This window comes from Halobacillus yeomjeoni, from assembly GCF_020171525.1.
In the GTDB taxonomy this organism is placed as follows: domain Bacteria; phylum Bacillota; class Bacilli; order Bacillales; family Halobacillaceae; genus Halobacillus; species Halobacillus yeomjeoni.
The window spans coordinates 21,372-35,420 of sequence record NZ_JAIVAI010000007.1 but is presented as its reverse complement, the minus strand read 5'-3'; the positions used below and the strand labels follow the sequence as shown (position 1 = coordinate 35,420).

Below are 14,049 nucleotides of genomic sequence, written 5' to 3'. Positions count from 1 at the left end.
CCCTTTATGAAAGGATAAATAAAGAATGGATCAAACAAATACTGGAAGGAGTTTTTTCATGAAAGTACTAGTAGCTGGTGCAAACGGTAGTACAGGACGTTTATTGATTCAATATTTAAATGAAGCCGGTCATGAACCTTATGGTTTAATCAGAAAAGAAGACCAGAAAGCTAAAATCGAACAGCTAGGAGGAACACCTGTCCTGGCTGATTTAACGAAGGATGTCGGGCACGCAGTGAAAGGGATGGATGCCGTCATATTTGCAGCAGGTTCCGGTTCAAGCACTGGGTCTGATATGACAGAAGCCGTCGATCGGGACGGAGCCATCAATTTGATAAAAGCTACAGAGAACCTCGGCATCAAAAAATTCATCATGCTCAGCAGTATGGCGGCAGATAATCCTGAACGCGGACCTGAAGAGCTTCAACACTATTTGAAGATGAAAGGTGAAGCGGATGAATACTTGAAGTCAACAGAGCTTGATTACACCATCGTCCGCCCTGGTGGTCTTACCGATGAAGAAAGCAAGAGCAAGATTGTAGTTGGAGAAACAGTGGAACAAGGGACAATTCCTCGAGCAGATGTTGCAAAAGCAATGATTGCAGCTCTTCAAGAACCAAATGCTTATCATAAGACATTCGAAATGATTTCAGGAGATACACAAATCGAAGATGCCTTGAAATCATTATAACAACAGTGAAAACCACCTGAGATATTGGGTGGTTTTCTTATTTCCAGTTTAACCATCCATTCTCCTTCAGAAATAAAAGAATAATACCCTTGAACCTATTTAGCGTTTGATATAATGTAGGCAATTGGGCGCATTAAAGGAGTTGTTTCGGTTGAAAGGTTCGTTAATAAAGCAGCATCGTAAATTTAAGAATATGACGTTAGAGGAGCTTGCTACAGGCATCTGTTCCGTCTCCTATTTAAGTAAAATCGAACACAATTCAATCAATGCGAGTGATGAAATTTACAGATTGATAGGAGAACGGTTGAACATAAAGCTTACAGATATCAACCAGGAATTCGATGAAAGAATTTACCAGAAATTATTAGACTGGCATGAAGCTATCCAGCTTAAGGACAACGAGTTAATTGAAGAGTTAAGTAAGGAATGTGAACAGGATCTTCAAGAAAACCACAATATAGAACTATCAAACCTATATACAGTGATTCAGGTCCGTCAAAAAATGACTACTACATATAAACCTATCTCAAAAAATGACCTGAATAAGCTGGAAAACATCTTACACGGCTCTTCTTCTGTATACCAATTCTTATACTTTAAAACTCTGGGTATTCATTACTTATTGACAGCCCAACCCAAAGATGCCCTGCATCAATTTTTAAAAGCAAAAAAAGTGATGGATAAAATTCCTTTTCAAGACTATGAAGTGTTTTTCCATTTAGCCCTTGCTTACTCGAAAACCCGCTCTTTTGTAGAATCTACCTACTACGCTCAAGAAGCATTAGAGGGGTATCAAAAATCATTTAATTATTCCAAAATGATTGATAATTACTTAATCATTGCTATTAATTACAACTCATTAAATGCTTATCACATAGCAGAAGAATATTTGCTGAAAATATTAAAGTTGGCTAAATACCATATTCCTGAGACAGAAAAACGGAGAATATATCATAATCTCGGGATCAACTATATTAACCAGGAAAAGTTTGAGAAAGCTTATCACTACCTATTTTTAGCGTATGAAATAGATACTAAAGAATCTTCATTCATGTCTAGTACGATCTACCTTCTGGCGTTGACCAGCTTTTACAGTGGGGATAGAACTAAATGTATGAAGTATATTGAAGAGGGAGAAAAAGAAGCAAAAAAACACGGATTTACAAAATATAAACACAAATTTTATATTTTGAGAAATATGCTGCAAGAGTCCACTCATACCGAAGAGTTTATTAACAAACTGGAAAATGAAATCATTCCAACCTTCCGTGAACTTAATGAATATAAAGATTACAAATACTTTGTAGAAATGCTGGCTTCCATTTTTTACGAGAAGCGATTGTATAAAAAATCAGCCATGTACTTTAAAGAGGCTAATAACTATCAACAAGTTCAAAAAAAAGATCTGTTATAAAAATAGGAGAGAGCATCGGCTCTCTCTTTTTACATTCCAACAATATTCTTCTTCCAGTTCCTGAATTCAAGTTCATCGAACTTTGCCCCCATCTTTTCATCATCAATATAGAAAAGAGCATCATCCAAGGAACAGTCCAAATCTGCCTCACAATGAATCCGCGCCAGCTTTCTAGACAGATGAAGCATATCTAAATCCTGCTCTATTTTTGAACGCTGGCCTTTAGTCAATTGATCAAGGTTTTCTAAGATTCCTTCTATATTCTCATACTTCAAAAGAAGTTTGAGAGCAGTTTTTTCTCCAATCCCCTTCACTCCGGGGTAATTGTCACTGCTGTCCCCCATCAAAGCTTTCAAATCCACCATTTGTTCAGGGGTGATCCCTTTTTCTTCTACAAAGGTACTTTCTCCATACTCTGCATAATTTCCATGCCCCTTCTTTAACAGGACGACATTGACGTTGGGCTGCAGAAGCTGAAGCATATCCTGATCACCAGTCAGGATGAAGACTTGGGAATGTTCACTATACGTTCGGCTTAACGTTCCAATACAGTCATCTGCCTCATATCCAGCCTGGCCGACATTAGGAATATTTAAAGATTCCACCACTTCTTTCGCCAAATCAAATTGAGGAATCAATTCTTCAGGCGGCGCTCCACGGTTGGCCTTATAATCCGGAAACAGATCATTCCGGAAAGTCTTACTGCCCATATCCCAGCAGCAAATCACGTGAGTAGGTTGATAGGTGTCAATTGCAGTAAAAAGGTGTTTCATCATTCCATATACACCATTGGTAGGCATTCCTTTACTGTTTATCATGAAATAATTGCTCATAGCAGTAGCATAAAATGCCCGGAACAACAGCGCCATTCCATCTACGAGCATAATTCTGTTTGTTGTTGTCATTTCCCGCTCCCCTTTTCAAATTAAATATAATCTTATTATAACAAACGGGTAAAACAGACATCATAACCCTATAAATGGTATATTATTCAAACAATTGACAATATTCAGTAGAGATGGTAGCTTTGATGTAAGCGCTTAACAGATACATAGAAACTTTTGTAAACGCTTACTATTAAAGGGGTAACACTTATTTAGGAGGAATTCAATTCATGACGAACGCAGTAATGACGACGTACGCTTTTCCGAACACAGAAGGATCTATAGTACAGTTTAAAGAACGTTATGACAACTACATCGGCGGGGAATGGACTAAGCCGGTGAACGGTGAATACTTTGATAACATTACACCGGTAACAGGTGAAGTATTCTGCCAGGTCGCACGTTCAACGGAAGAGGATATCGAACTTGCTATCGATGCCGCTCATAATGCAAAAGATGCCTGGGGTAAGACTTCTGTGGCTGAACGAGCACTTGTTCTAAACAAAATTGCAGACCGCATGGAAGAGAATTTAGAGAAGCTTGCTGTAGCGGAAACCTGGGAAAATGGTAAAGCGGTTCGTGAAACATTGAATGCTGACCTTCCTTTAGCTGTGGATCACTTCCGTTACTTCGCATCTGCGATTCGTTCTCAAGAAGGATCAGTAGGAGAAATTGATAACGATACGGTCGCTTATCACTTCCATGAGCCCATCGGAGTTGTAGGGCAGATCATTCCTTGGAATTTCCCATTGTTGATGGCAACATGGAAAATCGCTCCTGCTCTTGCAGCTGGAAATACAATTGTTCTTAAGCCGGCAGAACAAACACCAGCTTCTATTCTATTCTTACTTGAAATGATTGAAGATTTACTTCCTGCGGGTGTTTTGAATATCGTTAACGGCTACGGTGTAGAAGCTGGAAAGCCACTTGCGCAGAGTGAGCGTATCAGCAAAGTAGCCTTCACTGGTGAAACGACGACTGGTCGTATGATTATGCAATATGCATCTCAAAACCTGATTCCAGTCACTCTTGAACTGGGTGGTAAATCACCGAACATCTTCTTTAAAGATGTAATGGAGAAAGATGATGAATTCTTTGATAAAGCAATTGAAGGTTTTGTGATGTTCGCTCTTAACCAGGGTGAAGTTTGTACATGTCCTTCCCGCGCATTGATTCATGAGGATATCTATGATGAGTTTATGGAACGCGCTTTAGAGCGTGTGAAAGCAATCAAAACGGGCAATCCCCTGGACCCTGAAGTGATGATGGGAGCTCAAGCTTCTTCTGAACAGCTTGATAAGATCCTTTCCTATATCGATATCGGTAAAGACGAAGGTGCAGAATGTCTTGTCGGTGGAGAGCGGAATGAACTTGAAGAAGAATTCAAAGATGGTTATTATGTGAAGCCGACTGTCTTCAAAGGGAATAACAAAATGCGCATTTTCCAAGAAGAAATCTTCGGTCCTGTCCTTTCAGTGACGACGTTCAAAGATGAAGAAGAAGCTTTGGAAATTGCCAATGATACGTTGTATGGACTAGGGGCTGGTGTATGGACACGTGACATGAATACTGCTTACCGCTTCGGCCGTGGAATTGAAGCTGGACGTGTGTGGACAAATTGCTACCACGCTTACCCTGCTCATGCTGCTTTCGGCGGTTACAAGATGTCTGGTATCGGTCGTGAAAACCACAAGATGATGCTGAATCACTACCAGCAGACGAAAAATATGCTTGTCAGCTACAGCCCAGAAAAACTAGGATTCTTCTAAAATATAAGAATCGCATATTCTTCATTCGTTAGGAGTGACGATTACATGGTGGAACGTGTCACAGCTACTGATGATGCTTTAGAGTTGATTGAAACGTTGAAAGAGAAACACGGTCCTTTGATGTTTCACCAATCGGGTGGTTGTTGTGACGGAAGCTCCCCGATGTGTTATCAAGAGGGTGATCTGCTCGTCGGAAATCAGGATGTCCTATTAGGTGAAATTGGTGGGACACCGTTCTATATCAATAAGAAACAATATGAGTACTGGAAGCACACCCAGCTGATCATCGATGTGGTCGACGGTCGTGGTGGTATGTTTTCACTCGAAGGTGTAGAAGGAAAAAGATTCCTAAGCAGATCACGTGCTTTCTCACAAGACGAATATAAAGAATTACAAGCCTCTGGAAATCTATAAAAAACAAACCCTTGCTTCTTCAGCAAGGGTTTGTTTTTTTACTCCATTTAATCGTAAAGGGATACCGATAATCGCTTCATCTTTCTTTTATAACCGACTCAGAAATTTTTCAACTACCGTCGTATACAATTCAGGCTGATCATGATGTACTAAATGACCTGCAAAAGGAAGAATCGAAACATGGACATTTTCTCCCTGCGCGTATTTTGCTGCTCCCTCAACCTCGGCCACATTCCCTTCCCCGGCTATATACAGAACCGGTACCGACTTTATGGCGTCAAAGTTTTCTGTATGTATAAATGGATACCAACCAACGTCTCTTGCCAGGTAGATGAGCTCCCTCCAGTTGGAATCATGCAACTGATTAAAGTATTGGGTCATTTTTTCATCTCTCAGCATTTCCCTTTGTGCTGCTACCTCTTGGTGATGCAGTTCCTGCCAATTGTGAGGCTTTTCAGCTAAGATTCCTGAAACGGTCAAGCTCTTCACATACTCAGGGTAAGTCTTTGAAAATAAGATCCCGATCAACGCTCCAATTGATGCCCCTGCGATATGAACAGAAGTATATCCGAAATGGTCCAATGTTTCTTTAAGATCCTTTGCACATTCCTCAAAGTAATTGGTGAAATCACTACAATAAGATTTTCCATGTCCTCTCAAGTCAGGTCTGACAACCTTATACATATCTTTTAAATATTCAGCCTGATCAGTGAAGTCCTCATCCCCTGTTTGAAGACCGCTATGGAGAAAAATTATGATTTCACCTTCCCCCTTCGTATTCGTGTGAAGAATCATTCCGATCTCTCCTTAAATGTTTTTTATACACTTTTACTTTTTTGGTCAACGTACATTTATTCTTATCGAACACACGTATCATCGGTTTATTATGTACACTAGTCGCTCCTACACTATAGGAGGCTCCAAAGTCATTTTTCAAAAGTTGCAGCCCTTGATTATATAATCCGACACTTACTCCCTTTCCCCTCGCTTCCGGAACCAGCCCAAAATAAAAGAATCGTCCTTCTTCCTTCGTTCCAGGCTCGATGTGGGGCATCACTACACCAATCGCTTCGCCATCCTTAAATGTCGCGATACAGGTGTTTTTATACATTTCACCTAACTCTTTCTTCACACTTTCCATCTGATCCTCAATATTTAAAGAACCTGGAGCATTTAAAGAACCGTTTGCCGAACTTTTCCAAATCTGCTTAAACTCCTCTTCAGATAATTTATGGAGGGATTTAAGCTCAAAACTTCCTCCCTTATTCTGAACTTGGTTCAAGTCACAATGGTAAAAAACCGTTTCATCATGCTTTTCGAATTGATTGTCCGATAAAAAATCTTCTACTTCGCTAGGAAATTCCGGTCCTAACAAAATTGTTAAATGCTCTATATTAAGCGGTACCTCTTTTAGCAAAGATTTGATGAATATATAAAATTCTTCTGTTGATAAGCTCTCCGTATCTTCAATCGTTATGAATTTTTCTCCTTCGACCTTTTTCACTTTTTGATAGAGGTTTTCTTTCATCTCTTCCCCTCCTTTTCCTTATCGTAACGCATAACACAAAATTTGGGTAAGCAATATCTTTTCGTTTAACGGCTATTTCAAGCTACAATGACATTAGAAACAGAAAGGAGTATGATTTTTATGAATCGTGAAATCCATTTAAACGAACGACCGACAGGAACACCGACCCATGAACATTTTAAGACAGTAGAAAATGAACAACCTGTTCCACAGGAAGGTGAAGTCTTAGTCAAAACGTTGTACGTTTCTGTAGACCCTTACATGCGCGGCAGAATGAACAACGTAAAATCTTACATTGAGCCTTTCCAATTGAATGAACCGATAGAGGGTGGAGCTGTTGCAGAAGTTGTAGAGTCAAAATCCTCAGATTTAGAAGAAGGAGATATCATTACGGGTATGCTTCCTTGGAAGGAATTCGCTGCGGTTCAGGCGGATCGTGTCAGAAAAGTCGACCCCAGCCTAGGACCTGTGACCACTTCCTTAGGTATTCTCGGCATGCCAGGATTGACCGCTTACTTCGGTTTGACGGATATCGGCAACCCTAAAGAAGGAGAAACGATTGTAGTTTCAGGCGCTGCAGGAGCTGTAGGATCTACAGTCGTCCAAATCGGTAAAATCCTTGGATGCCGTGTTGTAGGAATTGCAGGATCTGATGAAAAAACAACCTACTTAAAAGAAACACTCGGCGTTGATGAAGCAATCAATTATAAGACCGAAAATGTATATCAAGCTCTTGAAGACGCTTGTCCAAACGGTATCGATGTATACTTTGACAATGTGGGCGGTGAAATTTCAGACGCCGTTTATCCACAGCTGAATAAGTTTGCTAGAATTGTTCAATGTGGAGCCATTTCTTCTTATAACGTACCTAACGATAAAGGTCCACGTATGCAGACGCACCTAATCAAATCCAGCGCGCTGATGAAAGGATTCACTATTGGTGACTACCAGGATCGCTTCCAGGAAGGATTCATGCAGCTGGCGAAATGGCTGAAAGAAGGAAAACTTACGTATGAAGAGACCGTTACAGAAGGATTTGAAAATATTCCAGATGCATTCTTCGGATTATTTGAAGGTGCCAATATGGGTAAACAAATCGTTAAAGTTTCTGAACCGTCTCACTAATATAAATCCCCCTCATAGAGGGGGATTTATTTCATAGCAGAACTATGCGAAAATACAGGTGAAGCTTATCAGATTGTCAGAAAGGAAAGGCCATATATGAATAAGATATCATTGATATTATTTCTACTCTTTTGTTTACTCTTCATAGCAAATGGATTGTTCCAAGGGATCCGTCATGACAGTTGGACTTCGCTCATCATTGCCATTGTCGTGATCATCCTGGGTGCATTTAGTATGCTTCGAAAAAAGAATAAATAAAAAAGATCTCCCTTGGAAGATCTTTTTCAGGCATATCTCGGCAAATCGTAACGGCCGAACCATTGGTGACGATGACTTGAAAACCACCGATAAAGCGGGGAGCCTAATTTTTCTACTCCAGGCAGATATAAAAGAATGCCGAAAGCGGCGAATACCGGTAAAGAAATCAACAATGTCCGGATCGTGTAAAATCCATGTTTGATTTCCCCTTGTTTGGTAAGCATATGGATTTCATCAAGGGTTTCACGCCCCTCCAAGTACGGGTACTTTCCAGACCGCTCCACCTCTTGGACAGATACCCACTTGATTTGGTCAAACCAGTCAAACTTACGGAATACTTTTTTTACATAAAAGCAGAAAGGACACTGGGCATCATAAAAAACGACATGTCTTTTCATAGTGTTTAATCCCCCTTTAATGGATTGCCTTCCAATACGACTTTCAACCAACCTCTTAAACCGTTGATGAACCAGATTTCATCAAACTGTTTCAATTCATGTTTATATAATACTTTTTCTACTATTACTCCATCTTCAAGCAGCTTCTCCCGGTAGGAGCCTGCGAGCAATCCTGAAGAAACAGGAGGAGTATAATACTTTCCGTTTTGCTTCACCACCAGATTTCCAATTGTAAACTCCGTCAATTCACCTTTCGTATTCCAAAGTAATGTGGAAAAGAAGCCTTTTTTTCTATGTTTGTTATAGACTTCCCGATGCGTGGTTTTATGATATAGGAATGGGTTTTGTTCGTTTACTGGTGAAGCAGCTAAAGTGCAGACCACCTCTCTGGAGATCTCCCCTAAAGGAGAAACCTCGATGGTCGTGTCATTGTTCCTGGCTATTAGAAGACGCATTTTGAACGTTCCTTCAGAATAGGTTAATGCGGTTTTCATCACTTCAGCCCGAACTTTTTCAATTTGTATTTTATAGTCGAAGTAAATAGCTGATTGCTCGACCCGCTTCATGTGGCGGTCTAATGATTGGACTTCTCCATTTATCAATTTCATTGTCTCCAGAAGCTGAAATTGAGGCCTTTTTTCAGTAAGCAGCCTTGCCTTCGTATGAATTTCTTCATACTCTCCTTCTGAAGTGGAATCCCAGGTGATTCCGCCGCCTGTGCCATACACGGCTTTTCCACTTGGAGAATGAACCATCACCGTTCGGATCGGTACATTGAAAACCGCTTCATGTTCCGGGGTCATGTACCCGATTGCTCCACAGTACACTTCCCTCGGCGATGGCTCAAGACGACTGATATACTCCATCGTTCGAACTTTGGGAGCACCTGTAATGGATCCACACGGAAACAAAGCCCGAAAAACTTCCAACATTGTTGTTCCTTCCGGGAGTTTCCCTTGTACGGTCGATGTCATCTGGTGGACCGTCGGGTAAGTTTCGACTTCAAAGAGACGAGGAACACGCACCGTCCCTGGAATTGAAATTTTCCCTAAGTCGTTTCTCAACAAATCTACAATCATCAGGTTTTCTGAACGCTCTTTATCTGAAGCCAGCAGTTTATCTTTCTGCTCTTTATCTTCATTTAAATAACGCCCGCGCCTGGCTGTACCTTTCATGGGTTTAGTAGTAATCGTATCTTGGTCGATACGGAAAAACAATTCAGGAGAAGCAGATAACAGCCGATGTTCTCCCATATTGAGATAGGCACTATAGGATGATTGCTGATTCTCTGCCAGCTGCCGATAAAAAGAATAATCGTCACCGGAAAAATCCGCCTGCAGCCTCGTAGTATAATTAACTTGATACGTATCCCCTTTTTCAATCGCTTCTTTAATGGTATAAATCCCCTGCTGATATTGATTATAATCTCCATCAGCTTTCCAACCCGAAACCTTATACGCTTTCTTCGGCTGGTCTTCTCGTTTTATTGATATCGGGGAATTGAATACCCCGAACCATACGAGCGGCCATTCTGCCCCAGGTGTAACGTGAAATGCCGAGTCAAACGCAGGGGCTGCCTCATAGGAGACATAACCTGCGACATAGTTTCCTTCCTTCAAAGCCTGTTCTGCTCGCTGAAAAACTTTCTCTACTTCATCCAATGTATGAGCAGTCAGAACTTCTAATGGACTTTCAAACATCTTAGGTTGTTTGTTTCCATCCTTGTCGCTGAACTCGAATAATAGAAAAGGGTTCATACCAACACCTCATGATGTTGTATGGCCTTATAAGTTAAGGCATTTTCATACGCATTCTTCAACATTTCAAAACCATAATCAGTCATGATGGATTCCGGATGATATTGAATTCCTTCTATCGGTAAATCTACATGACGGACAGCCATCACTACCCCGTCTTCTGTTCGGGCGCTTACCTCTAAGTCCTCAGGTAGAGTTTTCCAGGGTGTTTGAAGGGAATGGTACCGGGTCACACCCACCTTTTCGGGAAGCCCTTTAAAAATCGTCTTTCCATCATGGAGGATCGGGGTGACCTTGCCGTGCATCGGCCTCTCGCCTTTAGTCACCTCACCCCCGAAAAAATCGACGATCAATTGGTGGCCGAGGCATATCCCAAGAATGGGTATTGTCCCTTTGAAATGATTAATGACTTCGCGGCTGATGCCTGTTTCCTGTGGGTTCCCGGGCCCTGGAGAGAGTACGATCAGGTCAGGGCGATTGGTTTCTATTTCCTGGATAGTCGTCCTGTCGTTTTGACATACGACTACATCATCTTCAATTTGCTTAAAGTATTGAACTAAGTTATAAGTAAAAGAATCATAGTTGTCGATGATCCATATCATAATCCAGCACCTTCATCTAAAAAATATTTAACATATACATTATACAATCTACAGAGTGGAATTTCACATTTCTATAAGGTGGAAAGACCTGTCCTTTAGGAAAAGCAGAGCCAATTTTTCAACTTCATTGAATAGAAACTATCCTCTTTATCATTCAGAGCTTTGTAATAGTATCCATAATTATCAGAGTCTTTAAGAAAAAGCATCGAAAAAAACACTTTACTATATTAGAATGTAAGAAAGATTGATCGTCATAAGGGTGGAATTGTTTATGGGGAGTAACCTCCTGCGTTCTAGGAGCATATGGATCAAAGTTTCTCTAATAATAGTCGGAGCCACTATGCCGTTATGGCTCACTACTGAAATGGTAGGACTGACTTCATTAATGGAAGATTTGAAAGAAGAACCAACGGGAAGCACTTTGATGCTGGCTGCTTTCGCTTTAGTGATGTTGAACACAGTACGGGCGCTTCCTCATTATATCGGAGCACTACTATTAGGTGATGAAATCGGTATAAACACCGATAAAGCATGGCTTAAAATCGTAATTCCATTCGTTTTGATTCCTCTCGTATACCTCATCATAAACGGATATAATTCTATGGATTATCATTTCGGAGGGCCTGCTTTACTATTGCTGCTGTCCATTGCAATATTACACTTGTTAGGTAAAGGCCAGCTTCGTCCACTATTCAAGTCATTTATTCTTATACAACTGCTGTTCGGCTTCCAGTGGCTGGACACCGTTCTGTTTTTAAGTGCTTTCGGCTTCGGTGGTGGTCCGATTTCCACCGAAGTGAAAGAAACAGCGGCTCAACTTGGATTCGGAGGTACATTATCCTTTTATAGTCTCGTGTTTTGTGGCGTTTTCATAATCAATGCGCTCGTCCTCGCAACCTATTTGACTGTTTCAGAGCAGAAGAGACAAATGAGACAGGATCTGGCAATTGCCCGCCTCGATATGGTCGAGTCAAGATCAGGGAGAGAAGCTTTACACCTTGTCCATGATTTGAAGACCCCCCTGTCACTTATGGAAGGATTGAATTCCCTCATCCAAATGAAGACGCAAGATAAGGACATCCTTCAATATACAGAAAAAATCTCTTCTTCCATCCAATCTACCAGTGATATGGTTTCAGAGATCCTTTACCATGAAAAGAAAAATTGGTGTACACTTAAAACGTTTATCGAATACGTAAGAGCCAATAAATTATCAGATTCAGAGACTATCTATGAATTTGATTTGAAAGCAGACGATCGGATTGAAATCAATATCAATAAGATCCGAATGACCCGCGCTTTAGTAAACCTGATTGATAATGCCAGTGACGCCGTTGAAGGGAAAACAAACGCAAAAGTAACAATTTGTACAAAACTTGATCATGATGGGGTCCTCATCGGAGTCAAGGACAACGGACACGGTATCAGTGAAGAAAACATCGAAAAAATATGGAATGCAGGATACAGCACGAAGTCCCACCCTGGAGTGGGATTGACCTTCGTGAAAAATGTAGTCAAAGAGCATGACGCTCAACTATCGATTGACAGTGAGCCCGAAAAAGGGACAACGTTCTGGATTCACCTGCCAAAGGAGAGAGTTCGCGATGAAAATATTGATTATTGATAATGATGAGTCATTGAGGTTTATGCTGACTGAATTTTGCAAACATGCTCAATGGGAATCCGATACGGCTGAAAACGGACGTGAAGGGGTTGAAAAATTCCTGTCGGAAAACTATGATGTCGTATTAATTGATTATCACATGCCTGAGATGGACGGTTTGCAGACAGTCAGAGAAATCCGAAAACACAATCAACATATCCCCCTTCTTATCTTGACCGTTGATGAACGTCAGGAAATTGCAGACCGGTTTTTGGAGGAAGGTGCCACGGATTTTGCCCTGAAACCAGTAAAAGCACCGGATTTGATTTCCCGCATAAAATTACATGCACAAATCGCCAACATGAAGAACGTACAAGAAGAAGACGAAGATGTTTTCACCGCTAAAGGGATCAGTAAAGGAACACTTCAATCCGTGGCCCAATTTTTGAAAGGGTATCGAGAACCGACGTCCGTAGATGTGATTTCAAAAAAGGTGGGGCTTGCCTACCCGACTGTATATCGATATATCATGCATTTGCTTGAAGAAGGTAAAGTGAAGCAGGTGGTCAGTCACCAGAAAATCGGACGACCGAAGAAACTGTACAAGTGGTACACACATTAAGTCTCCTCCTCTTTTTATTTGTTTTAGCAAGTCCATATGTGGAATAAGATGAAAGAGAAAGATGAACAGGAGGGGATAAGATGAGAACGGGAAACCCCGTCTTGAAAGATAGTACATTCCAGGCCGCCCATAAAGGGGACACCATGACCCTGAGCGGAACAGTAGCCAAAATCGCTTTGCTGTTCGTTTTCTTGTTAGGGACTGCAATTTACACCTGGTATCAGTACTCCCAAGGTGTAAATGTAACCATGATGATTTTAATCGGTGCTGTTGGTGGACTTATTTTTGCTTTGATTACTGCATTTATTCCGAAGGCTGCTCCGATTACTGCTCCGATTTACGCAGCATTAGAAGGCTTTTTCATCGGAGGAATCTCTGCATTCGGTGAAATGAATTATCCAGGTGTAGTCATCCAGGCTGCTTCCTTGACGATGGCTGTCATGGGCGTCCTGCTTGTTTTGTATGCTACAAGGATTATAAAGGTAACAAAAAACTTCCGACTGATGGTTATTTCAGCTACATTCGGTATTTTGCTCGTTTATGTTATTAACCTTGTACTAAACTTGTTCTTCGGTATGCAGGTCCCCTACCTTCACTCCAGCGGCCCTGTTGGGATCGGTATCAGCTTATTCATTGTCGGGATCGCCGCATTGAATTTGGTGCTGGATTTTGATTTCATAGAAAGTGGTGTGAAACGAGGGGCGCCGAAGTACATGGAATGGTACGGGGCATTCGGTTTAATGGTGACTCTCGTATGGCTGTATATCGAAATTCTCCGTTTACTGCAAAAAATCAGAAGATGACCCCAAAAACTGCACATAAAGAAACAAACCCTCAGATCGTGTTATCTGAGGGTTTGTTATTAGATATTATTATTGGCAGCGGACTTTCTTATAGATAGCTCTGTAAAAGTCTGTTGTTGGTATATCAAACAAGAGTTTACAAGTCCACTCGTCTGGAATTTCAGTATCGGTCCGTTCTTCA

At 41.0% G+C, this 14,049-nt stretch carries 15 protein-coding genes; 9 read left to right on the top strand and 6 right to left on the bottom strand.

From position 1 onward, the window contains the following. Positions 1-58 precede the first annotated feature (58 nt). On the top strand, positions 59-691 hold the full coding sequence (locus LCL89_RS14835) for an SDR family oxidoreductase (protein WP_197317057.1): 633 nt from the start codon (positions 59-61) through the stop codon (positions 689-691). 151 nt (positions 692-842) lie between these two features. Further along, positions 843-2,105, top strand: a complete 1,263-nt coding sequence (locus LCL89_RS14830; protein WP_197317056.1) for a helix-turn-helix domain-containing protein — start codon at positions 843-845, stop codon at positions 2,103-2,105. A gap of 29 nt (positions 2,106-2,134) precedes the next feature. On the opposite strand, the gene LCL89_RS14825 is transcribed toward LCL89_RS14830, so the two are convergent. Next, a complete protein-coding gene (locus LCL89_RS14825) occupies positions 2,135-3,010 on the bottom strand; it encodes a 5'-3' exonuclease (RefSeq protein WP_224810742.1) in 876 nt (291 codons plus the stop codon). 209 nt (positions 3,011-3,219) lie between these two features. On the opposite strand from LCL89_RS14825, the gene adh reads away from it, so the two are divergent. Further along, entirely contained in the window at positions 3,220-4,758 is a 1,539-nt protein-coding gene (gene adh, locus LCL89_RS14820) for an aldehyde dehydrogenase (protein WP_197317054.1), read from the top strand. A gap of 45 nt (positions 4,759-4,803) precedes the next feature. Continuing rightward, positions 4,804-5,172, top strand: coding sequence for a DUF779 domain-containing protein (locus tag LCL89_RS14815; protein WP_197317053.1), 369 nt, complete (start codon positions 4,804-4,806; stop codon positions 5,170-5,172). An 87-nt stretch (positions 5,173-5,259) separates the two neighbouring features. Here LCL89_RS14815 and LCL89_RS14810 read toward each other — a convergent pair whose 3' ends face one another. Both LCL89_RS14810 and LCL89_RS14805 read right to left on the bottom strand, forming a co-directional pair. Then, a complete protein-coding gene (locus tag LCL89_RS14810) occupies positions 5,260-5,967 on the bottom strand; it encodes an alpha/beta fold hydrolase (RefSeq protein ID WP_224810741.1) in 708 nt (235 codons plus the stop codon). Further along, positions 5,933-6,700, bottom strand: coding sequence for a GNAT family N-acetyltransferase (locus tag LCL89_RS14805; RefSeq protein ID WP_224810740.1), 768 nt, complete (start codon positions 6,698-6,700; stop codon positions 5,933-5,935). The genes LCL89_RS14810 and LCL89_RS14805 overlap by 35 nt, the downstream gene beginning before the upstream one ends. Before the next feature lie 111 nt (positions 6,701-6,811). Here LCL89_RS14805 and LCL89_RS14800 point away from each other — a divergent pair, with 111 nt between their 5' ends. Both LCL89_RS14800 and LCL89_RS14795 read left to right on the top strand, forming a co-directional pair. Then, positions 6,812-7,825, top strand: coding sequence for an NADP-dependent oxidoreductase (locus LCL89_RS14800; protein ID WP_404813436.1), 1,014 nt, complete (start codon positions 6,812-6,814; stop codon positions 7,823-7,825). Positions 7,826-7,921: 96 nt separating this feature from the next. Then, complete coding sequence (locus LCL89_RS14795) at positions 7,922-8,083, top strand: hypothetical protein (protein WP_224810738.1); 162 nt, start codon at positions 7,922-7,924, stop codon at positions 8,081-8,083. 26 nt (positions 8,084-8,109) lie between these two features. Here the strand turns inward: LCL89_RS14795 and LCL89_RS14790 are convergent, their stop codons facing one another. Genes LCL89_RS14790 through LCL89_RS14780 form a run of 3 tightly spaced genes read right to left on the bottom strand, consistent with a single transcriptional unit; the run spans position 8,110 to position 10,840 of the window. Continuing rightward, positions 8,110-8,481, bottom strand: a complete 372-nt coding sequence (locus tag LCL89_RS14790) for a thiol-disulfide oxidoreductase DCC family protein (RefSeq protein ID WP_224810737.1) — start codon at positions 8,479-8,481, stop codon at positions 8,110-8,112. Positions 8,482-8,486: 5 nt separating this feature from the next. Further along, complete coding sequence (pabB, locus tag LCL89_RS14785; protein ID WP_224810736.1) at positions 8,487-10,238, bottom strand: aminodeoxychorismate synthase component I; 1,752 nt, start codon at positions 10,236-10,238, stop codon at positions 8,487-8,489. Beyond that, on the bottom strand, positions 10,235-10,840 hold the full coding sequence (locus tag LCL89_RS14780; RefSeq protein WP_224810735.1) for an anthranilate synthase component II: 606 nt from the start codon (positions 10,838-10,840) through the stop codon (positions 10,235-10,237). Before LCL89_RS14780 ends, pabB begins: the two co-directional genes overlap by 4 nt. Before the next feature lie 271 nt (positions 10,841-11,111). Between LCL89_RS14780 and LCL89_RS14775 the strand changes: the two genes are divergently transcribed. From LCL89_RS14775 to LCL89_RS14765, 3 genes are all read left to right on the top strand, one after another. Beyond that, positions 11,112-12,464 carry a sensor histidine kinase gene (locus LCL89_RS14775; protein ID WP_224810734.1) on the top strand — a complete coding sequence of 451 codons (1,353 nt, stop codon included), beginning with the start codon at positions 11,112-11,114 and terminating at the stop codon, positions 12,462-12,464. After that, positions 12,445-13,065 (top strand): response regulator, encoded by a 621-nt coding sequence (locus LCL89_RS14770; protein WP_197317044.1) that lies wholly within the window; start codon positions 12,445-12,447, stop codon positions 13,063-13,065. The genes LCL89_RS14775 and LCL89_RS14770 overlap by 20 nt, the downstream gene beginning before the upstream one ends. An 80-nt stretch (positions 13,066-13,145) precedes the next feature. After that, positions 13,146-13,868 carry a Bax inhibitor-1/YccA family protein gene (locus tag LCL89_RS14765; protein ID WP_224810733.1) on the top strand — a complete coding sequence of 241 codons (723 nt, stop codon included), beginning with the start codon at positions 13,146-13,148 and terminating at the stop codon, positions 13,866-13,868. Positions 13,869-14,049 lie beyond the last annotated feature (181 nt).

Bases quoted from the DNA above. Each gene is read 5' to 3' on its own strand.
- LCL89_RS14835 (WP_197317057.1), top strand. From the start codon at position 59: ATGAAAGTACTAGTAGCTGGTGCAAACGGTAGTACAGGACGTTTATTG.
- LCL89_RS14825 (WP_224810742.1), bottom strand. From the start codon at position 3,010: ATGACAACAACAAACAGAATTATGCTCGTAGATGGAATGGCGCTGTTG.
- adh (WP_197317054.1), top strand. From the start codon at position 3,220: ATGACGAACGCAGTAATGACGACGTACGCTTTTCCGAACACAGAAGGA.
- LCL89_RS14815 (WP_197317053.1), top strand. From the start codon at position 4,804: ATGGTGGAACGTGTCACAGCTACTGATGATGCTTTAGAGTTGATTGAA.
- LCL89_RS14810 (WP_224810741.1), bottom strand. From the start codon at position 5,967: ATGATTCTTCACACGAATACGAAGGGGGAAGGTGAAATCATAATTTTT.
- LCL89_RS14805 (WP_224810740.1), bottom strand. From the start codon at position 6,700: ATGAAAGAAAACCTCTATCAAAAAGTGAAAAAGGTCGAAGGAGAAAAA.
- LCL89_RS14800 (WP_404813436.1), top strand. From the start codon at position 6,812: ATGATTTTTATGAATCGTGAAATCCATTTAAACGAACGACCGACAGGA.
- LCL89_RS14795 (WP_224810738.1), top strand. From the start codon at position 7,922: ATGAATAAGATATCATTGATATTATTTCTACTCTTTTGTTTACTCTTC.
- LCL89_RS14790 (WP_224810737.1), bottom strand. From the start codon at position 8,481: ATGAAAAGACATGTCGTTTTTTATGATGCCCAGTGTCCTTTCTGCTTT.
- pabB (WP_224810736.1), bottom strand. From the start codon at position 10,238: ATGAACCCTTTTCTATTATTCGAGTTCAGCGACAAGGATGGAAACAAA.
- LCL89_RS14780 (WP_224810735.1), bottom strand. From the start codon at position 10,840: ATGATATGGATCATCGACAACTATGATTCTTTTACTTATAACTTAGTT.
- LCL89_RS14775 (WP_224810734.1), top strand. From the start codon at position 11,112: ATGGGGAGTAACCTCCTGCGTTCTAGGAGCATATGGATCAAAGTTTCT.
- LCL89_RS14770 (WP_197317044.1), top strand. From the start codon at position 12,445: ATGAAAATATTGATTATTGATAATGATGAGTCATTGAGGTTTATGCTG.
- LCL89_RS14765 (WP_224810733.1), top strand. From the start codon at position 13,146: ATGAGAACGGGAAACCCCGTCTTGAAAGATAGTACATTCCAGGCCGCC.